This window comes from Peribacillus sp. NPDC096447, assembly GCF_044762725.1.
Taxonomy (GTDB): Bacteria; Bacillota; Bacilli; order Bacillales; family DSM-1321; genus Peribacillus.
Genome location: NZ_JBIWEV010000002.1, coordinates 661,504 through 682,033 on the forward strand (window position 1 = coordinate 661,504; position 20,530 = coordinate 682,033).

The window sequence follows — 20,530 nt, forward strand, 5'->3', positions numbered from 1 at the left end:
TTTCCTTACTTTCGCACCAAGCTATAGCCATGCCTTTTTTAAAAGCCGGATTCCTGCTTCGATTTCCCTTTCGGTTAAACCACCGTACCCAATCAAAATAGTCGGATCTTTCACATTCTTTGAATGATAAACCGATGTTGGGTGGACTTTAACCCCCACACTGGCAGCCTTCTGGATGAGCTCTGCCTCACTGCTGCCGTTTTTTACTTTTAACAGAACGTGCAAGCCTGACTTTTCACCGATTACGGCTACACGATCATGGAAGCTCTCTTCAATGGCATTCAGCAGCACCTTATTCTTTTTACGATAAATCGTTCGCATTTTATTCAGATGGCGTTCCCAATGTCCATTTTTCATAAAAAGACAGAGCGTTTCCTGAACCAGTCTGGAAACGGTCTGTTTGTATCCTATTAACTTCTGCTGATAGCGGCTAGCCAACTCCATGGGTAACACCATAAATCCCACCCTGATTGATGGGATGAGCGACTTTGAAAACGTGCCTAGGTAGATGACCCTTCCATTGGTGTCCAACCCCTGCAAGGACGGAATCGGTTTACCAGCATGTCGGAATTCCCCGTCATAATCATCTTCAATAATATAACCCTTTTTTTCCATTGCCCAATTGAGCAATTCCACCCGTCTAGTTATCGGCATGATCATACCGGAAGGAAATTGATGGGAAGGTGTGACATAGGCAACATTCGCTGCACTCTCTTTCAAGGAGTCCACACTCATTCCACTTTCATCCAAGGGTATGTATGCCATATCCGCTCCCTCCAGCCTCAGTACCTCCCTCACCCGATGAAATCCAGGATCTTCCAACCCGAATATCCGTTCATTTCCAAGAAGTAACCGCAGCAGATGGATGAAATACTGGGTACCTGCCCCAATGATGATTTGATCAGCCCCGCAGCGAACTCCTCTCGATTGAAATAGATAGGATGAAATCTCAGCCCTGAGCCCCCATTCCCCTTGAGGATCACCGCTCATGAACATTTCCCTTTCCTGAAGATACAACGTATTGTTCAAGCATTTTTTCCACACGGCATGCGGGAAAGAATCCACGTCCAAACGGCCATGATTGTAATCTATCTCATTTCTTTCATTCGGAGGACACATCATCCCTTCTGTTACAGGCAACGGCTCATTCAAAGCTGAGATCGGTTCTAAATCGGCTACGTAATAACCTTTCCTTAATTGACTTTCCACATATCCTTCTGCCATCAACTGCTGATAAGCCGTATCCACTGTATTCAGGCCTATCCCTAAATGCAAGGCCAGTTTTCGTTTAGAAGGCAGTTTCATTCCGGACTTTATTTGCCCATTCTGGATTTCCTTCATAAAGTATTTATACAATTGGACATATAAAGCTTCTTTATTCGTTTTATCTAAGGTTAGAGTGATTTCAAACATTTGGTCCTCCTTCAAACTGGTTCCATAAATTATATCAGCATTGGTCCTTATTGCAGAACCAGAATATTTTTATAATGAAGATATCAATCAAGAGGAGGAAACTATGGAGCATATCGAATTATACGGGAAACACGTGATACTCACCCCGATGATGGAACATCATATCGAACCGCTTTACGCCGCTTCCCTGCCATCTGAAATATGGGAATGGAGTGCAACAAAAATTTTGTCATATGAAGAGGCGATTTCCTATGTAAAGGAAGGCATTCGAGCAAGGGAACAGGAACTTCATCATCCATTTGTCGTTATCGATCGGACTGATGATTCGATAGTCGGCAGCACGAGCTTAAGAAATATTCAATTTCATAATCAATCCCTGGAAATCGGCGCGACTTGGTATCACCCCGACAAATGGCGAACAGCCATTAACACAGAATGTAAGTACCTGCTATTGCAACATGCTTTTGAAAAGTGGCAAATGAAACGGGTTGAATTCAGGACTGACGAATGCAACAAAAGATCGCGTGCAGCAATAACCAGGCTCGGCGCCCTTGAAGAAGGCATTTTGAGGATGGAGAAAAAACTGCAAGATGGGACGATCAGGAACACGGTGGTCTATAGTATTCTCGAGCATGAATGGCCCAGTGTGAAAAGGAATTTGGAAGCCTTTTTGGAAAGGTGAAAATGAGAAAAAGAGTGCCGTTGTTTTGCACTCTTTTCTCTTGCTGCTATTTTTCATGTGAGTCTTTACGAATTTTCGATAAAGAATCCTTTTGCCTTTTCGTTGATCGAATGAATATGAAAACGCCAATCGCAAATAAAAACGGCATTAGTAAAGCAAAAAGAAGATAAATCATATCACCAAAGAACAAGTTCATTACCCCCTAAGCAATGCGACGCGCACTTTTGTCTGTATAGCTTTTCCGTCAAACTTGGATGATCATTGCTTAGTCTAAGCTTTGTGACAAGCGAATCATATCCTGGCACTGAATCCTATTTTCATAAATGGCCTCGGAATAGTTTCTATTAAAAAAATCCCGATCGACCCCAGTTATTCTAAAACCGCATTTTTGGTAAAGGGCAAGCTGCCCTATCCCCGAATTCCCCGTTCCGATTTCAATCATTTTATATCCCTGTTCCCTTGCATGGCCTTTGGCGTGTTCAATCAATTGCCTGCCGATTCCCCTTCCATGGTGCCGTTCATCCACTGCGATGTTCATTATCTCTATCAGTTCCGGGCCTTTTTGCAGTAAAACATAAACACCGATCATTCGCTTATCACTCTCGGCAACAAAGCACGTTCCGCTCCCCAAATATTCCTCGACCAGTTCCCTTGAAGGATCTGCCAAAAGCAATAAATGCATCGGGGGCGGCTCATCCTTGAATAATTCCCTTATCTCCATCAGCATCCAAACCCTTCTCAGTTTAATTCTTCTACAAGAAGTTCAACCAATTCCGATGCAGGAAGTTCCCTGCTCAACTTATATCCCTGTCCTGCCCACAAAGCCATCAATTCAGGATTGTTTTTTTGTCCAGCCGCTTTTCGCATTTGTTTTGTCATGTGATGGACATAAGGATAGGCGACTGGTGCAACGCTATCATATTCCGTTAAAAAGTGATTCACCAACCCACGTGCCCTCCGGCCGCTGAAGGCTCGGGTAATAGAGGTCTGGGTAAATCGGGGATTTCCCAGCGCCGCCTTATGGACCGGACTTGCCCCGCTTTCGGGACAGCGAAGGAAAGCGGTTCCCAATTGCGCCGCTGTTGCTCCCGCTTCGAGCACGGCCGCGATATCCTTTCCATGCATCAGTCCGCCCGCGGCAATGATCGGTAAGTCCAGTTCATCTTTTATCATCCGTATCAATACTAAAAGACCGTAATCATCTTCTGTGCGGTTATCAAAGCTGGCCCGGTGCCCCCCTGCTTCAAACCCCTGTACACACAGAACATCGGCGCCTGCTCCCGCCGCCTTTTTTGCTTCCTGAAGGTTGGTTACTGTCACGGCTATAAGGGAACCGACATCTTGGAGCCCCCTTATTACATCTTCCGTGGGACATCCAAACGTAAAACTGATGGCAGCGACCCCAGCCTCCTTCAATACAAGTAGTTTATTTCCCCAATCATCGTCATCACTATCGGCTTTTCCAATCTCAGCCCCAACGCTCTCGGCCTCTTTTTCGATCTTTTCACGATAGCCAGATAATATATTTTCATCCACCGCCTCGTTGCCTGGCACAAATACATTCACCCCAAAAGGGTGCTCAGTCAACTGACGGGTCTGCTCTATCTCGTCCTTCATCTCTTCCGCAGTCTTATAGCCAGCTGCGAGAAAGCCTAATCCTCCTGCATTGGATACTGAGGCCGCAAGCTTCGGAGTGGAAGCTCCTCCTGCCATCGGTGCCTGAATGATTGGATATCTCAATAACTCTTTCAACATTCCATACAACTCCTCTTGATTTTCTTCATGCCCTTATCATTTTTACGTTTTCTTGGTATAATGATTATCTGTAAGAGAAAAGTGTCTAAATGATCACCCTTTATATCTTGCAAATATAAAACATAGGTGGTAAATAAAAAATGGAAACAAAACCATATAGAGTATTACTTTATTATTTGTATGTACCCATCGAGAATCACGAAGAATTCGCAGCCGAGCATCTTGCTGCATGTAAAGCCCTTGAATTGAAAGGCCGTATCTTGGTGGCTTCAGAAGGTATCAACGGAACAGTTTCAGGTACGATCGAACAAACCGGCAAATATATGGACATGATGAAAAGCGATCCCCGCTTTGCCGATATCGTGTTTAAAATAGATGAAGCTGAAGGCCATGCTTTCAAAAAAATGCATGTTCGCCCACGCAATGAGCTTGTAACGCTTCGCTTGGAAGATGACATCAACCCGAACCAGACGACAGGCAAATACTTGAGCCCGAAGGAGTTCTTCGAGCAAATGCAAGATGAAAACACCATCGTCCTTGATGCCAGAAATGACTATGAATTTGATTTAGGACATTTCAGGGGTGCAATCAAGCCAGAAATCACGAATTTCCGTGAACTTCCCGAATGGGTCCGGGAAAATAAAGAAATGTTCGAAGGCAAAAAAATCCTAACGTATTGCACCGGAGGTATCCGCTGTGAGAAATTCTCCGGCTGGCTTGTCGAAGAAGGCTTTGAAGATGTAAGCCAGCTGCATGGCGGCATCGCAACATACGGGAAGGATCCCGAAGTCCAAGGTGAGCTATGGGATGGCCAAATGTATGTTTTCGATGAAAGGATTGCCGTACCTATCAATCAAAAGGAACATGTCATTGTCGGACGCGATATTTACTCCGGCGAACCTTGTGAACGCTATGTCAATTGCGCTAATCCTGAATGCAACAAGAAAATCCTTTGCAGCGAAGAGAACGAACACAAACATATGCGCAGCTGTACTCATGAATGCCGGGTGCATCCGCGTAATCGCTATGTAGTCGAGCATAACCTTTCTGAAGAAGAAGTGGCTGAGAGATTACAGCTAATCGAAGATTCCATTACGGCAAAATGATTTTAGCAAACCCGAATCAGCGGACATGATCCCTATTCGGGTTTTTTTATCGATTCAAACCAAATCTTATTTTCCTATATTAAACCTATGCCTTGGACTTCATTCCACTGCAAGAATTAATTATGATCTTTTTAATACTACTGCAATATTACTTACATTCTTACTTCTATATCACAATAGAAAAAACCTTCTTAAATCGTAAAAAGAATGGTTTCAGCTTTAAGGTTTTAGCTGTCAGCAGTCCTACCTTCAATGAAAAAGCGATTCCTCTTTAGAGGAATCGCTCTTACTTCATTAATGTTATTTTGCCTCTGCACTTACAACAATACCGCAAGCTTGCCTATCGCCTGCATCACCAGTTTTCAAAGTATCTGCATCCGGTCCTTTTTCTCCATTGGCTTCATAGCGGTCAGGAATATTGGCAAAGTTGTCTGGATTCGCATGAACGATTACAGCCAGTTCTTCTTTCTTCAGTTGGTCTATTGTCATGTTATCCAATGTTGCCGTATATTTTGCTGTCCCATCTTCTTTTACATATAAAGGAGGCATATCACCTGCGTGCTTAGAATGCGTTTCGTCAGTTGGATTGAAGTGTCCTCCCGCTGTAGTGAAAGGGCCATCCTTGGCATCCGCCTCACATGCTGCGTTTTCGTGAACATGGAATCCATGATAGCCTGGCTCAAGGCCTTCCAAAGCGGTCTCGATCACTACAGAATTCTCTTCAGCGGTAAAGTTCACCGTCCCAAGTGTATTACCTTCTACATCTTTAACTTCCGCTTTCACCTGCGGATCAACCTCTGTATCTGTTCCTTGTCCCACTGTAGTCATGTCCTCTGCATTATTGTCGGCCTGATTTGAATCATCCGCTGAATTACATCCATACAGTAAAAAGGCAGTACACATAGGCAGTATAAGTTTTTGTTTATAGTTCATGATAAATTCCCTCACTCTCTTATATGTATTTCCTCTTATTACTTTCCACTATTATGGAAGAATAAACAGAAAGCGGGATAAATAGGAAAATAGATTACACCCGTGAGAGTGAACACCTTACTAAATTCACAGACAAGGATTTTACAATATAGCTTAATGGGCTCACATTTTACAAAGTGATGACCCCGAAAGTAATGGCTGCAATCGTCATGATGATGGTTGTCCCAAACGCCCATTTAAACAGGAATTTTTGATGATCCCCAAAATCCACGCCTACAAGGCCAATCAATATGAATGTTGCAGGCACCAATGGCGATAAGGGGAACCCTGCGGTCGAATGACCTAATAAAGCCGCCCTTCCGATTTCTACAGGAGCAATACCGAAGTTCGATGCCGTTTCACTTATTATTGGCAGAATGCCAAAGTAATAGGCATCAGGTGAAAAAATGAACCCCATCGGAATGCTTGTCAGCGCCACCACCAGTGGCAAATGTGCCCCGAGCCACTCCGGGATGACGGTTACGATTGAAGCAGCCATCGAGTCCATCATCTTTGTTTCTGTGAATACACCCGTAAAAATCCCTGCTGCGAAAATGAGTGTACAGATCATCACAAAACTATTGGCATGACTTAAAATCCTTTCCTGCTGTTCTTTTGGGTTCGGAAAGTTAACGAATAGTGCAATCGCAAAAGCGGAAGCAAATAAGATTTGGATCGGCAGCACTTCCATCACCAGCAAAACCATCAGTAAAATCGTCAAGAACCAATTAAACCAAAAAAGCTTGGTTGTTCCTTGAGTTGCGGTTTCAACAGCTGCAGCCTGTTCGCTCATACCAGGTTGCATGTTCGTCTCCTGGGAGCTGATTCCCAATCTCTCCCTTTCCTTTTTGCCAAGTACATATGCCGAAAAAAGCGTCCATAAAAGACCGCAGATCATGACTGGAATAAGAGGAATGAATAACTCCGATACTTCAACCTGAAGGCTCGCTGCCGCCCTGACCAAAGGACCTCCCCAAGGAATCATATTCATGACGCCAGCGGCTAAACCAACGACACAGGCCAATACAAGCCTGTTCATCCCTAATTTGATATATAGCGGCAGCATGGCTGAAACCGTGATCATGAATGTAGAAGATCCGTCTCCGTCCAAACCTACCAAAATGGTTATTATGGCGGTTGCCATGACAACCTTTAGCGGGTCTCCTTTTACAAAACTCAGTATTTTAGCGATCATGGGCTCGAATAAACCAACGTCAATCATTAAACCAAAGTATAGAATAGCAAAAACGATCATGACTGCTGTTGGTGTCACTTTTAAAATACCCGCAACCATCATATCTCCCATTTCCGAAGCAAACCCACCAATCAGACCAAAGGCAATCGCCGTGAAGATAAAAGCGACAACCACTGATAAGCGCTTTGTGATGACTAAGACCAGAAACGTTAAAATCATGCAAAATCCTAAAATCGTTAACATGTTAAAAACTCCTTTAATTGAAAAAATGAAAACCTTTCGATTTCTAATTTTCTGAAAAATCAATATTTTCACATTATACCATTTGCACATTCATTAAAAAACCAGTAAAACAAATTCGTTTAATAAATTAGTTAAATTCTGTATACTATTATTTAGGAACCCGAAGTTTTTTTCGAAGGAAAGAAGTGTTGTATGTAAAATGAACGCTCATAAAATAGCTAAACGGAATCTTTTCATCATGTGGTTCGCCAATTTCTTCATAGGCGGGAGCATGACGATGGTTCTTCCATTCATATCCTTATACATTGGTACATTCGGAGATTATTCGACTCAATATATCCAGCATTGGTCCGGATGGACTTTTGGAATCACTTTCGTGACAGCCTTTTTATTTTCCCCCATTTGGGGACGGATTGGTGACCGGTATGGCAGAAAGAAAATCTTGATTGCCTGCGCCTTTGGGATGGGTCTGTCCATCTTCCTGATGGGATTCGTCGAAAATGTTTGGCAGCTATTCGTCTTAAGGATGTTCACAGGAATATTCACTGGCTTCATTTCCATGTCACAGGCCTTCATATCAACGCAGACACCAAAAGAAATTGCCGGACGTGTACTCGGAACCTTACAAACGGGAAATATAACCGGTTCCCTTTTCGGACCATTGCTTGGCGGAGTGCTTGCAGACACACTCGGCTATTCAACCGCCTTTAAATTCACCTCCATCACCATTTTCATCTCTGGACTTCTTGTTTTTGCAACCAAGGAGTACCGAATGGAACGGCAGAAGGGAACGAAATCGAGCTATACAAGCAGGGAGGTTCTCTCACATATCTTAAGGAACCCCATCTTAGTGAATGTCATGCTCATTTCGACACTTGTCCAAGTTGCCCACTTCAGCATCCAGCCCATCCTTTCTTTATACGTCGGTGAGCTTCATGGAACTTCCAATCTTGGATTTTATTCAGGAATCGCCTTTTCTGCAGCAGGCCTGGGGAATTTATTGATGGCGCGTCACTGGGGCAAGATAGGTGATCGGCATGGTCATGTGAAGATTCTTGTGCTGCTTCTTTTTCTGACAGCTCTTGTCTACTTGCCCGGTGCCTTCATCAATCATTTTTGGCAGCTTGTTTTTGTACGTTTCATACTAGGCATGGCAATAGGCGGCATCATCCCTGTAAGGATTGCCTACATTCGCCAAGAAGCGCCCGTCACAATGCAGGGGGAAGTTCTTGGGTACAATACAAGCCTGCGCTTTTTAGGCAATATCATCGGACCCGCAATGGGCGGTATGGTTGCTGGTTTCTACGGATTCTCCGCCGTTTTCATAACGACCAGCACGTTACTCCTCATTGCCGGCCTTGTCCTCTATTTCGCGATGCACCGCAATCCGGAGTTGGCCAGATCACATTAAACACACTTTGGCAAGAAAGCCTGCTTCCATCTGGAAGCAGGCTTTCTCATGTTTAATGCTCATCGTTTCGGTCGTATTCCGATACAGGATTGAAAGCTTATAGTCTACCTATACATTTAAATCAAGAATCAGGGTTATTGTAAATGGGGGATTATTGAAGGGAAATCGAGAAAAAGATTTGAAACGGTCACGTTCATGCATATCCGTAAATTCCCATCAACACTTAGGTCCCACCCATAAACTGATAAGTATTTTTTCTACACTTCATCACACATTAGATTTTATGTTAAGATTATTTTAGGCAAATTTTATGAAAGTAAAAGACGCAAAGCCACGGGCCTAAACCAACAACTAGTTGTCATGGCAGCCGGGCTGCCAAGATTTTTCTTGAATGGATCACTTTATTATCAATTTATTGCCCCTTTTTAATTTGCCTAAAATTAAAACAAGGAGGGTTATATATGTTCTTTCCAACCATTTATTCAGCTACTACGGATGAGAGACACATAGTTAAAGATAAAAATACTTGTGCATGCGGCACAAGATATAATGTATTCGCAATGTTGTCCAGAAGCGACCTTCGAAAGATCAGGTTCAAGCATTATAAAGAAGTGACATGTCCTAAATGTAAATCCAGTATCATTGATCAGGAATAGCCTCTTAACTCCGGAGGGTTCCTACTCCCAAAACTTTGAAAGAGCTGGCCTTTTCACCCTCACCACTTCCTTGAATGGAAAAAAGGAAAATATAGTTTTGGTAAAAGACTCTCTTACCTCATGGCCACTTATACTGACACAGTTAAAGCACTATCTTTTTTAATTATATGAATAGTAAATGTACGGTCGGCCCTAAAATTTTCGCGATTGATATAAATCATCATGTGGTTTATAAGTAATCATTAGATTCTATCGCGTTCACTACCTTCTAAAACCCATGTCTGGAATGTCATGAATCGGTTCCAATCGGTGGCTCAAAGCGAGTAGTTATGAAATAGATCCCTACCGTTTTACTCCACTACTTTAGCGTGAATTTTACAAAAGCTTTTTCGGCAATCCATTTCGACTGACATTATTATATGCATGGCCTGTATACAGACATAATAAATGATCAGCTTACTAGTGGTACCGCCTACCTCCATATGATAATCGGCTGTTTACTAAGATTATGATATCTCTCCTCGCAATACGAAGGTACGAGTTTATTTTCCCTTTCAACCGGTAATCTTCATATCATTCCTTTTAGTCATTGATTTTTTTCAGTTTGGAGACCCTACCGAAGGTCAATAAACAGTTTTCCGATTCATCGTATAGATGAATCGAGGCTTCTTCAGCCTTGGTTCCCTCCCATGATGGCTCAAGCACCTTTTGTATCAGTTCTTCCCTCTTTAGGCATTTTACCTTCATTCGATAAGAAATGAATAGCCCTCGATTTGTCGTTTAAATTATCCATATAGATAGAAAGAAGGACTCATGCTATAATTTAGTGCGCTAAAAAGGAAATTAACACACATATATATAAGGAAGAAGGAGTGTTTCTTTGAATACATCTGCATACAAAAAGGAATGGTTCGGCAACGTTAGAGGTGATGTTCTATCGGGAATTGTCGTTGCCTTGGCATTGATTCCGGAGGCGATTGCCTTTTCGATCATTGCTGGCGTTGACCCAATGGTTGGTCTATATGCCTCATTCTGCATTGCCATTGTCATCTCTTTCCTCGGCGGGAGGCCGGGAATGATATCGGCTGCCACTGGCGCAATGGCACTCGTCATGGTCGACCTTGTTAAAGATCATGGCTTGAACTATTTACTTGCTGCAACAATATTGACTGGTTTGCTGCAAATTTTACTAGGGGTCTTAAAAATCGGGAAATTAATGAAGTTCATCCCGAAGCCGGTCATGACTGGCTTTGTGAATTCTTTAGCCATCTTGATTTTCACGGCACAGCTCACCCATTTCGTGGGCGAAACATGGATCATGTATGTCATGACAGCCGTTTCATTAGCTATCATTTATCTTTTTCCGCTGATCACGAAAGTCATACCTTCACCACTTGTCGCCATCATATTCATGACGATCGTTGCAGTTACCACGGGGGCTACGGTGCGGACGGTTGGGGATATGGGGCAATTGACCGAAGCTCTTCCGATGTTCATGCTTCCAGACATCCCTTTGACCTTCGAAACTTTGGCGATCATTTTCCCTTATTCCATTGCCCTTGCGTTTGTTGGGCTGCTTGAATCGTTATTGACAGCTCAAATTGTCGATGAGATGACTGACACGGACAGTAATAAAAATAAGGAAGCCAAAGGCCAGGGGATTTCGAATATCATCGCCGGATGTTTTGGAGGCATGGCAGGATGTGCGATGATCGGCCAATCCGGTATCAACATTAAATCAGGTGGAAGGGGCCGGCTCTCGACATTTGTAGCGGGCGCATTCCTTATGGTATTAATCGTGGTATTGAATGATGTCCTAATTAAAATACCGATGGCTGCACTTGTCGCAGTCATGATCATGGTTTCAATCGGGACCTTTGACTGGTCTTCCCTAAAGAGGCTCACTAAAGCTCCTAAGTCGGATGCAGCCGTGATGATCGTAACGGTCCTCATTGTTCTTTATACACATGACTTATCAAAAGGGGTATTTGCCGGAGTGCTTTTGAGCATGATTTTCTTCTCGGCTAAAATTTCTAAAGTGGCAGTAGAGAAAACGGGAGACATCCAGGCTAAGAAAATCACTTATCGTATCAGCGGACAAATATTTTTTGCTTCTGTCCAGGACTTTGTTTCGAAGTTCGACTTCATGGAAAAAGCCGATGCAATCGTCATCGACTTCACCCATTCCAAAATTTGGGATGATTCAGCAGTCGGTGCTGTTGATACGGTTATCCTTAAATATCAGCTTCTGGGAATACCTGTCCAAGTGCAAGGACTCGATGAAGAAAGTTCTTCATTGCTTGAAAAACTCGCCACCTCAGAAAGTAAAATATCTTGAAGAAGTAACATTCTGCTGAATAGAAACTTTTCAAACCGACAAAATAGATAACATGAATCATTTCCTTTTGAAAGGAGCGAAAAGCATGACACCCGAGCAGGATTATACAGCAGCAAATCTGTCACCGGATTTATTGAATGAACTGAAAAGCTTTGAAAGCAAACTAGGCGAGGAAGCCAATAAAGAATTGATTGTCATCGCCTATGAAAAAGAAAAGGAAGCCTGAATTAAGAAAAAAGACTCAAACACCCTTAATGGATGGTTGAGTCTTTTTTTTGCATGTAAAGAAAAAGGATGCCCAAATTTTTAATGAGCATCCCTTTTCATTTATTACTTGCTGAATACGTCCGTTAAGACCGGCACGATTTGTTTTTTACGCGATACAACGCCTTCTAAGACGGCGATGTTGTTGTTTAATGACACGTCGTATGCTTTTTCCACTGCATAAGCTGCTTTACCAAGAGCCAAGGCAACAGAATCATTAGTCAAGATATCCGTTACGACGAATAGGAATAAGTCCAATTCCTTCACAGCGATTACCGCTTCAATCGCCGCTTCCAATTCAGCTTGCTTTGCAAGGACTTCGTTCGGATCAACAGCATTGACCTGTGCTATCTCCACTTTAGCCATTCCCATGGAGAATTCCTTTGCATCAAGAGTGATAAGCTGGGCAATCGTTTTGTCGCTCAAGTCAGCTCCCGCCTTCAACATTTCCAAACCATATGTTTCAGCGTCGACTCCCGCAATGGCAGCCAATTCCATAGCTGCTGCAACGTCTTGCTCCGTGCATGTAGGTGATTTGAACAATAAAGAATCGGAAATGATGGCAGACAGCATAAGACCTGCGATTGCTTTAGGAACTTCAATGCCGTTTTCTTTATAAATTTTATTTAAAATGGTTGCCGTACAGCCAACTGGTTCCGCACGGTAATATAAAGGATCGCTCGTTTCGAAGTTAGCGATACGGTGATGGTCGATAACTTCCAACACACGGACTTGGTCAATATCTTCAGCACTTTGCTGGCGTTCGTTATGATCGACCAGGATTACTCCATCAGCTTCCCCTGCAACTTTTTCCACAAGACGGGGAGCTTCGAATTTGAATTGGTCCAATGCATATTGAGTTTCACCATTCACTTCACCCAGACGAACTGGTTCAGCGTTGATACCTAACTGCTTTTTCAGATCTGCATAAGCGATTGCTGAACAGATTGTGTCTGTATCCGGGTTTTTATGTCCAAAAACTAATACTTTTTCCAAGATTTTATCCCCTTTTTCATAAATATTTTTCCGCGAATCCCCTCACCGCAATAAGGGAGAGCCACCTTTACTAGACACTTTATTTTAACACAAAATCCCGTAAAATCAGCGCTTGAATTATCCATTCCTCAATAAAATCTTTCATTCCTTCACCCTCTGCCATCACTTTGTCAATAGATAAGGGTTGGTTTTTTTCAAATATATTAGTTGAATTATCATCGTATATGGCTTACGATAATATAAGCAGAAATACTAGATATTGATTACACAAACAATACCAATAACTATATATAGAATTTTTTATAATCCAAGGTGCCAGTGATGGCTGAAAAGGGAATCCGGTGTAAACCCGGAACTGTCCCCGCAACTGTAAATGTGACGAAATGAGAAACCCACTGTATAGCTCTCTATACGGGAAGGACTCAAAGTAGGATGATCATGAGTCAGGAGACCTGCCTTGAATTTTTCACGTTTCTTATTCTTCGGGGATTGAGATGATGAAACGATAGTATAACGGCTATTTTTTCATGGCTCTTTTATTCTATCGTTTGATCCGCTCAATTCTTTGGGCGGTTTTTTTTATTTTAGCGGAAGTTAACAAGGAGGATTATTAATGACTCAAACATATAACTCTACCATAAGTGAAAATGACACAGAAACGAAATCCATCCAGCTTGAGATGTTATCGAAGGAATTCGAAGGCCGTCTCGATATGGAAAAGTTCAAAAAGCGTTTTACAAAATGGCTTGATCGCAAAAGTGACTCAACCGAAGAACAGGCATCAAAAAAACTGATTCAGCTCGCTCTTGAAGGTGTGGATATCGATGCTCCGGATTGGACATTCGTTGCTGCAGCAGAACTGTTGAATACAATGTATAGGGATGCACAAGCCAATCGAGGTTATGCAGGCAAGAGTTATGGCCCATTCTATGAGCTGATCACAGAACTCTCCCAGCTTTCGGAAGGTCAGCGTTATCCAATTTATAAACCAGAACTGCTATCTTCATATACAAAAGCGGAAATTGAGGAATTGGGTTCGGTGATCGACCCGGAAAAAGATAAATTATTCTCTTACATAGGCATCTACTTATTGAACGACCGCTATCTGGCCCGCCCAAAAAAGGACAAGGTCTACGAACTGCCGCAAGAACGTTTCATGATCATCGCGATGGAAATCATGCGAATGGAAAAAACGGAGCACCGCCTGCAACTTATAAAAGAAGCATACTGGGCCATGTCCAACCTTTATATGACCGTTGCGACTCCTACACTCTCCAATGCAGGTAAAACACATGGACAGTTAAGCTCTTGCTTTATCGACGCAATTGAAGATTCCATTGATGGCATCTATCTATCAAACTACGATGCAGCAAAAGTATCTAAATTCGGCGGCGGTGTCGGCCTTTACGTTGGTAAGGTTCGCTCGCTTGGTTCTGATATCCGGGGTTTCTCTGGAAACAGTTCCGGCACAACGCCCTGGATTCGACTATTCAACCAGACAGCTGTAAGTGTCGATCAATTGGGGCAACGTAAAGGTGCCATAGCGATTTACTTGGATGCCTGGCATAAAGATATCATGAGCTTCCTTGATTTGAAGACACAAAACGGGGATGACAGATTAAAAGCCCATGATATTTTTACAGGCGTATGCATACCGGATTTATTCATGGAAGCTGTACGCGACAGAAAAGAATGGTATCTTTTCGATCCGCATACCGTTAAGCAAACCCTTGGATTTTCACTTGAAGATCTTTATGACGAGAAGAAAGGCGAAGGAAGCTTCAGGAATCATTATGCACTTGCTGTCGAGGCCGCAGAAAATGGCACGCTTCCAAACTATAGCTTTGAAAAAATCAATGCGATGGACATCATGAAAAGCATCATGATTTCTCAATTAGAAGAAGGCGTACCGTATATGTTCTACCGCGATGAAGTGAATCGGAAGAATCCCAATAAACATAAAGGTATGATCTATTGTTCTAACCTTTGCACGGAGATTGCCCAAAACCTAAGCCCTTCGACGATCACGGATGAATATGAAACAGAAGATGGAGATGTTGTTGTGGTTCGTAAAAGCGGCGATTTCGTTGTCTGCAACCTTTCATCCATTAACTTGCCACGAGCGGTGGGCAGCGATGTTTTGGAAAGATTGATTCCCATTCAGATCCGTATGCTGGACAATGTCATTGATGTGAATAATCTTCCTGTCAAACAAGCATCCATCTCGAACAAACGTTACCGGGCAATTGGTTTAGGAACGTTTGGATGGCATCATTTACTTGCCACACAGAATATTTATTGGGAATCCGATGAGGCTGTTCAATATGCCGATGCTTTATACGAAAAGATCGCTTACTTAACAATCAAGGCATCCAACGAATTGGCCAAGGAAAAAGGATCATACCCATATTTTGAAGGATCTGATTGGCATACAGGGGACTATTTCGAACTGCGTGACTATACAGATCAAAAGTGGATGGATTTAAAAACAGACGTGCAGGAGCATGGGACCCGTAATGGATATTTAATGGCGATTGCCCCCAATTCATCGACAGCCAAGATCGGTAATTCCACGGATGGAATCGACCCATTATATGAAATTGAATTTTACGAAGAAAAGAAAAACTTCAAATTCAAGGTGACCGCACCAGGCTTGACGCCAAATACGTATGAATATTATAAAAAGACGCGATTCAATTTGGACCAACTGGAAAGCATCAGGCAAAATGCAGCCCGACAACGCCATATTGACCAAGCAATCAGCTTTAATCTGTATGTACACAATACAATCAAAGCGAAGGTCCTGTTGGATATCCATTTAACGGCATGGGAAAGCGGATTGAAATCAACGTATTATGTTCGTTCGACTTCTTCCGAATATGACAATGCCTGCGAAAGCTGTTCAAGTTAACGACAATCTTGACCCAGTAATCTATTCTTAAAGGAGTTTTAACGAATGACCAATCATATCAAAAAAATTCGGATGCTCGAACCGACGCATCCAACCAAGGCAACCGGTGTTTTCAAAGGAGAAGCTTCAGGCTTCCTCCTTTGGAACGATATTCAGTATGAAAAATTCTATGATACCTATACACAGCTCATCAATAACTTTTGGAAGCCTTCGAGCGTGAACATGATTCAGGATAAAAAGCAGTGGGGCGAATTGGATGAAGATATCCAGGACGCTTTTCTCGATATCCTTACGATGATTGCTGGAATGGACAGTCTCCAAACGCCCACTTTAGTAGAAATCCTTCGGTACATCAAAGATCCGGCGGCAAAAGCTATCCTGGCCAACATGGCCCAGCAGGAATCGATCCATAATGAATCTTATTCCTATATCCTTGCTTCGTTGATTCCGGTAGGCAAGCAAAAACAGCTTTTCGACCGCATCAAAGAACATCCTGAAGTGATTAAGCGTAACCAACCGATCGTTGATGCTTATCAAACGTTCGTGGACGATCCCAGCCCACAGCATTTATTTGAGGCACTGATCCATTCAACAAACCTTGAAGGGATTTACTTCTATCTGGCTTTCGCCTTTTATTATAATTTAGGACGCCAAAATCTAATGACCGGTTCCGCTACGATGATATCCTATATTCATCGCGATGAAATGGTCCATTTCGATTTCATTGGAATGCTCATTCAAATACTGATGTATGAATATCCTGAGTTAAATAATAAAGAAAACACGAAGTTCATCTATACAACGATTGAAAAAGCAGTCGAACTCGAAAAGGAATGGTCTGAATATATGCTCGAAGATATCCAAACCAAAGCCGATCTTGATTTGGAAGAATTCAATGAGTACATCGAATATATCGCCAACAAACGGTTACGTATGCTAGGCCTTGAAAATTTGTATAAAGAATATGGCGAGAACCCGATGCCATGGATCAAAACGTTCGATGATGAATCCATCGGACTTACCAAAACCGATTTCTTCGAACAGAAGTCAAGGACATACAGTCAAGTAAATGCCAGCAATGGGTTCGATGAGCTATAAAGTTGCCATTGTCTATCATTCTGCCGGCGGCAATACAAAAGCGCTTGCTGAAGCCCTCGCTTCCCTTTTACCTGAAGCTTTCCTATATCGAATGAATGAATTCGATTTACGTACATTGCCGGATTACGATGCATTGATCGTCGGCACCTATACATGGGGCAATGGGGAGCTTCCCGCTAAATCAGCAGCCCTTTATAAAGATCTGGAACAGTTGCCTATTGCTCATCTGAAAACGGGAGTCTTCGGCACTGGTGAAACCAACTATAATCATTTTTGCGGGGCGGTCGATCATTTCCGGGACATGTTATTTGCCAAGAGCCAGTTATTGGTGACATTGAAGATAGAACAGATGTATCAAGAATCAGACTTGCCCAGACTTCAAAAGTTCGCCTCGCGATTCCAGAACTGACTGAAAGGTGATATGCATGTACGCATATCACCTTTCAGAGTTTTTTAAAAAACTTGGCTCCCTCTATCATAGCAGCGGTAAGCATGAAGTATAATGGAATAAAAAGGGAGATAATATGCAATGACCGGAAATGTAACCCAGTTCCTGCCTATCCTTTTTATGCTAGTGCTTGTCGTATTCATTATATTATCGTGTTTTTCCTGTCAGGGCATTTTAATCGTTCTAAACGGATCGAAGAAAAATTGGACAAAGCATTAAAGGAAATCGCCAAAAAAAAGAAAAATAAAAAGACTCCAAAATCGGAGTCTTTTTTTTATATGCGTTCAATTATTTTTGAACGTTAGCTGCTTGTGGTCCACGAGCGCCTTGCTCGATTTCGAAAGAAACTTCTTGGCCTTCTTCAAGCGTTTTGAAGCCTTCTCCTTGGATAGCTGAGAAATGTACGAATACATCGTCTTGGCCTTCAACTTCGATGAAACCGAAACCTTTTTCTGCGTTAAACCATTTTACTTTACCTTGTACCATGATAGTTCCTCCTGTGTTTGGAAAAATCCATTTTATTACTATTTTTGGTTCTGGATAATGTTTCAAGAGGAATCCTATTACAGTAAATCCTTCTATCAAACTTTTCCGAACAAAAATAATTACTCATATTATATCATGGGAAATCCTAAAAAAACAAGATTATCGCAGTAAATCAACCGACAAATTATCCTAAAATTCTACATATTCCTCTTCTTGCTTTGTCGGAAGCCTTCGTCCAATAAGTAGCGCTCCGCCTCTACCGGACTCTCGAAACATTCCTCAAGATTCGACCCTGAATAAACATTCCAAAGCAGGTCTTCCCTTTCAAGTGTAAGCTCTTGCTTTTCAGGGCCAATCCATGCCCCTTCCAACCTAGCGAACTCGTTTTCCTCTTCTTCGAATTCAACCGGAGGTTTTGATAGGTAATCCACGCTTTTTTGGATCAATTCTTTCAAATCCGCTTCATTATAGTCACGTATATTGATAAACCCTTTACGGTCAGTGTCTTTTTTTCTCATATGCCCAGCGTAAACGAATCCATTTCCATTGGGGTGCAAGTGCTGAACGACGATTTTTTTCTCCTGGACGCTTTCTGGATAATGGAAGTTCACACGTCCCAATGAAACGTCTTTTCGCTGTAATTCCGGAAAAGTTTCAATGATGCTCAATTTTTCTTCAAATGTTAACAAATTTCTTCCTCATTTCATTAGTTCATATTGTTTGTCGATTATAACATAGACTGATTAGAAACAATAATCTCCTCTTCCATTATAATGTAATGAAAGGGAGTGATTTGATTGATCATGACAATTCGGGACCTGGACTCCGATTATGGCCGGCAGCTTTTTAAACTTCAGAAAGATGCCTATAAGGTGGAAGCGGATATGATTGGCTTTGCCGATATCCCTCCATTATTGGAAACATATGAACAATTCATTCATTGTAATGAAACGTTCTTAAGCTTTTTAAAGGGTGATGCCTTAGCGGGTGCAATATCTTATACAAAAGAAAATGGCCAAATACTGATTTGCCGGATGTTCGTCCATCCTGATTATTTCCGGTAGGGTATCGCGGATGCACTGCTGCATGCTCTTCAATTACACGGCAACTGGGAAAAGATATCCGTTTCGACCGGTAAAATGAGCCTGCCTGCACGGAACCTTTACGAAAAAAACGGATTCACCCATAAAGAGGACATAGAAGCCGCACCTCTCTTTTTCATAAGCATATTCGAGAAACAGCATTCATTTTATGTATGTCACGATAAAAAGCATAATGAATGAAATGACAATGATTACGGCAACCCATAGCCAGGCTAATGTCATATTCCCGGAGTCCATGGCGATATAAATCGCGGTCGGTATGGTTTGTGTCTGTCCGGGAATGTTTCCGGCAAACATGAGTGTGGCCCCGAATTCCCCCAATGCTCGAGCAGAACTCAAGATGGCACCTGTGACGATGGATTTGACCGCCAATGGAAGGGATACATTCAGGAATAATCTCCACTCGCCGGCCCCGTCAACCCTTGCTGCATTTTCGATTTCTTCATCTATACCTTCAAAGCCCGTTTTAGCGGATTGGTACATAAGCGGAAACGCTACCACGGTAGATGCAATGACCGCCGCCCACCACGTGAACATCAGGGGCTGATTAAAAACCCTTTCAATGAATTGTCCCGGCATTCCACTCTTGCCAAAAATCACAATCAATAAAAACCCCACGACGGAAGGCGGCAAAACAAGCGGCAATAAAAACGCTGTTTCCAACAGGACTCTTCCCCTGAATTTCTTTTTAGCCATCATTCGCGCTAGGATAATTCCTAAAATGAAAACAAGGATACCCGATAGTCCCGCTACTTGTATCGATAGCCTGACTGGTGACCAAAAATCCCCTGTCATGATGCCATCCGCACATCACTGTTAAATAACGGCCTATGCAGGTCCTTTTTCGGCATCATTACCAAAACCGTTTCTTTTTCATTAAAGGCAGATTCCATTTCATTTTCTCCCTTTCTTTTTAAAATAACATTTAAGTTTATTTTTCTTGACATCTTGCTGACACAAAGGAACGTTAAAGTAAGAGTATCACAAATATAAAAATAATTTCATTCCAATAAACTTGAAAACTTTGAAGGAGTCGATTTTAATGGTAACAATTTATACAACCCCAAGCAGTTTAGCCTGTCGTAAAGCAAAAGCTTGGCTTAAGAAGAACGAAATTTCCTTTAATGAACGTAACCTATATTCCCAACCACTTTCTATAGAAGAAATAAAAGAGATTTTACGTAAAACGGAAGGCGGGACAGATGAAATCATCTCAACACGTTCCAAAAAATTCAAAAGCCTGAATATCGATATAAATAATACACCACTTAATGATCTTTGCAAGCTTATTCAAGATAACCCGGATTTACTTCGCCGGCCAATCATTTTCGACCATAAGAACTTGCATGCAGGATATAATGAAGAAGAAATGGGACGCTTCCTTCCAAGGAAGGTCCGTCATGTACAATTATGGCGTGCAATCAGCCAATTGGCTTAATCAGTTAACATTCTG

21 protein-coding genes and 2 riboswitches are annotated in these 20,530 nt (G+C 42.2%); of the genes, 11 read left to right on the forward strand and 10 right to left on the reverse strand.

What is annotated here, in order from left to right; translation table 11 throughout:
- Positions 1-21: 21 nt before the first annotated feature.
- Positions 22-1,413 carry a MocR-like pyridoxine biosynthesis transcription factor PdxR gene (gene pdxR, locus ACIQZD_RS10160; protein WP_402901459.1) on the reverse strand — a complete coding sequence of 464 codons (1,392 nt, stop codon included), beginning with the start codon at positions 1,411-1,413 and terminating at the stop codon, positions 22-24.
- A gap of 103 nt (positions 1,414-1,516) precedes the next feature.
- Between pdxR and ACIQZD_RS10165 the strand changes: the two genes are divergently transcribed.
- Positions 1,517-2,095: a GNAT family N-acetyltransferase gene (locus ACIQZD_RS10165; RefSeq protein WP_402901462.1), complete on the forward strand. Its 579-nt coding sequence runs from the start codon at positions 1,517-1,519 to the stop codon at positions 2,093-2,095.
- A 46-nt stretch (positions 2,096-2,141) separates the two neighbouring features.
- On the opposite strand, the gene ACIQZD_RS10170 is transcribed toward ACIQZD_RS10165, so the two are convergent.
- The 3 genes from ACIQZD_RS10170 to ACIQZD_RS10180 form a co-directional block, all read right to left on the reverse strand.
- Positions 2,142-2,285: a hypothetical protein gene (locus ACIQZD_RS10170; protein WP_161922753.1), complete on the reverse strand. Its 144-nt coding sequence runs from the start codon at positions 2,283-2,285 to the stop codon at positions 2,142-2,144.
- Between the two features lie 75 nt (positions 2,286-2,360).
- Positions 2,361-2,816, reverse strand: a complete 456-nt coding sequence (locus ACIQZD_RS10175) for a GNAT family N-acetyltransferase (RefSeq protein ID WP_402902070.1) — start codon at positions 2,814-2,816, stop codon at positions 2,361-2,363.
- Positions 2,817-2,833: 17 nt separating this feature from the next.
- A complete protein-coding gene (locus tag ACIQZD_RS10180) occupies positions 2,834-3,847 on the reverse strand; it encodes a nitronate monooxygenase (RefSeq protein WP_402902073.1) in 1,014 nt (337 codons plus the stop codon).
- A gap of 143 nt (positions 3,848-3,990) precedes the next feature.
- Here ACIQZD_RS10180 and trhO point away from each other — a divergent pair, with 143 nt between their 5' ends.
- Positions 3,991-4,956, forward strand: a complete 966-nt coding sequence (gene trhO, locus ACIQZD_RS10185) for an oxygen-dependent tRNA uridine(34) hydroxylase TrhO (protein ID WP_402901467.1) — start codon at positions 3,991-3,993, stop codon at positions 4,954-4,956.
- 300 nt (positions 4,957-5,256) lie between these two features.
- Here the strand turns inward: trhO and ACIQZD_RS10190 are convergent, their stop codons facing one another.
- Entirely contained in the window at positions 5,257-5,889 is a 633-nt protein-coding gene (locus tag ACIQZD_RS10190; RefSeq protein ID WP_137019408.1) for a superoxide dismutase family protein, read from the reverse strand.
- A gap of 169 nt (positions 5,890-6,058) precedes the next feature.
- Positions 6,059-7,366, reverse strand: coding sequence for a CitMHS family transporter (locus tag ACIQZD_RS10195; RefSeq protein WP_402901470.1), 1,308 nt, complete (start codon positions 7,364-7,366; stop codon positions 6,059-6,061).
- 199 nt (positions 7,367-7,565) lie between these two features.
- On the opposite strand from ACIQZD_RS10195, the gene ACIQZD_RS10200 reads away from it, so the two are divergent.
- The 3 genes from ACIQZD_RS10200 to ACIQZD_RS10210 all read left to right on the forward strand — a co-directional run bounded on the left by ACIQZD_RS10200 (position 7,566) and on the right by ACIQZD_RS10210 (position 11,997).
- On the forward strand, positions 7,566-8,777 hold the full coding sequence (locus tag ACIQZD_RS10200) for an MFS transporter (RefSeq protein ID WP_402901473.1): 1,212 nt from the start codon (positions 7,566-7,568) through the stop codon (positions 8,775-8,777).
- 290 nt (positions 8,778-9,067) lie between these two features.
- Positions 9,068-9,157, forward strand: a riboswitch (cyclic di-GMP riboswitch).
- A gap of 1,156 nt (positions 9,158-10,313) precedes the next feature.
- A complete protein-coding gene (locus ACIQZD_RS10205; RefSeq protein ID WP_402901476.1) occupies positions 10,314-11,771 on the forward strand; it encodes a SulP family inorganic anion transporter in 1,458 nt (485 codons plus the stop codon).
- A gap of 85 nt (positions 11,772-11,856) precedes the next feature.
- Positions 11,857-11,997, forward strand: coding sequence for a hypothetical protein (locus ACIQZD_RS10210; protein WP_402901479.1), 141 nt, complete (start codon positions 11,857-11,859; stop codon positions 11,995-11,997).
- A gap of 104 nt (positions 11,998-12,101) precedes the next feature.
- Here the strand turns inward: ACIQZD_RS10210 and ACIQZD_RS10215 are convergent, their stop codons facing one another.
- Positions 12,102-13,031 (reverse strand): manganese-dependent inorganic pyrophosphatase, encoded by a 930-nt coding sequence (locus tag ACIQZD_RS10215; protein ID WP_214743462.1) that lies wholly within the window; start codon positions 13,029-13,031, stop codon positions 12,102-12,104.
- A 293-nt stretch (positions 13,032-13,324) separates the two neighbouring features.
- Positions 13,325-13,505: riboswitch (cobalamin riboswitch) on the forward strand.
- Between the two features lie 139 nt (positions 13,506-13,644).
- On the opposite strand from ACIQZD_RS10215, the gene ACIQZD_RS10220 reads away from it, so the two are divergent.
- The 4 genes from ACIQZD_RS10220 (at position 13,645) to ACIQZD_RS10235 (ending at position 17,793) form a co-directional block, all read left to right on the forward strand.
- Positions 13,645-15,942: a ribonucleoside-diphosphate reductase subunit alpha gene (locus tag ACIQZD_RS10220; RefSeq protein WP_402901483.1), complete on the forward strand. Its 2,298-nt coding sequence runs from the start codon at positions 13,645-13,647 to the stop codon at positions 15,940-15,942.
- 45 nt (positions 15,943-15,987) lie between these two features.
- A complete protein-coding gene (locus tag ACIQZD_RS10225) occupies positions 15,988-17,040 on the forward strand; it encodes a ribonucleotide-diphosphate reductase subunit beta (protein WP_402901485.1) in 1,053 nt (350 codons plus the stop codon).
- Positions 17,012-17,449 (forward strand): flavodoxin domain-containing protein, encoded by a 438-nt coding sequence (locus ACIQZD_RS10230; protein WP_402901490.1) that lies wholly within the window; start codon positions 17,012-17,014, stop codon positions 17,447-17,449. Before ACIQZD_RS10225 ends, ACIQZD_RS10230 begins: the two co-directional genes overlap by 29 nt.
- Positions 17,450-17,532: 83 nt before the next feature.
- Positions 17,533-17,793, forward strand: coding sequence for a hypothetical protein (locus tag ACIQZD_RS10235; RefSeq protein ID WP_402901493.1), 261 nt, complete (start codon positions 17,533-17,535; stop codon positions 17,791-17,793).
- On the opposite strand, the gene ACIQZD_RS10240 is transcribed toward ACIQZD_RS10235, so the two are convergent.
- Both ACIQZD_RS10240 and ACIQZD_RS10245 read right to left on the reverse strand, forming a co-directional pair.
- The gene (locus ACIQZD_RS10240) at positions 17,777-17,974 is read right to left on the reverse strand and encodes a cold-shock protein (protein ID WP_028393295.1); all 198 of its coding nucleotides are present in this window, start codon (positions 17,972-17,974) and stop codon (positions 17,777-17,779) included. The genes ACIQZD_RS10235 and ACIQZD_RS10240 overlap by 17 nt on opposite strands.
- Before the next feature lie 197 nt (positions 17,975-18,171).
- On the reverse strand, positions 18,172-18,663 hold the full coding sequence (locus tag ACIQZD_RS10245) for a hypothetical protein (protein WP_402901496.1): 492 nt from the start codon (positions 18,661-18,663) through the stop codon (positions 18,172-18,174).
- A 108-nt stretch (positions 18,664-18,771) separates the two neighbouring features.
- Here ACIQZD_RS10245 and ACIQZD_RS10250 point away from each other — a divergent pair, with 108 nt between their 5' ends.
- Complete coding sequence (locus ACIQZD_RS10250) at positions 18,772-19,038, forward strand: hypothetical protein (RefSeq protein WP_402901499.1); 267 nt, start codon at positions 18,772-18,774, stop codon at positions 19,036-19,038.
- Positions 19,039-19,218: 180 nt separating this feature from the next.
- Here ACIQZD_RS10250 and modB read toward each other — a convergent pair whose 3' ends face one another.
- Entirely contained in the window at positions 19,219-19,872 is a 654-nt protein-coding gene (gene modB, locus ACIQZD_RS10255; protein ID WP_402901502.1) for a molybdate ABC transporter permease subunit, read from the reverse strand.
- Between the two features lie 247 nt (positions 19,873-20,119).
- On the opposite strand from modB, the gene spx reads away from it, so the two are divergent.
- Positions 20,120-20,515, forward strand: coding sequence for a transcriptional regulator Spx (gene spx, locus ACIQZD_RS10260; RefSeq protein ID WP_034314875.1), 396 nt, complete (start codon positions 20,120-20,122; stop codon positions 20,513-20,515).
- The last annotated feature ends 15 nt before the right edge of the window (positions 20,516-20,530 follow it).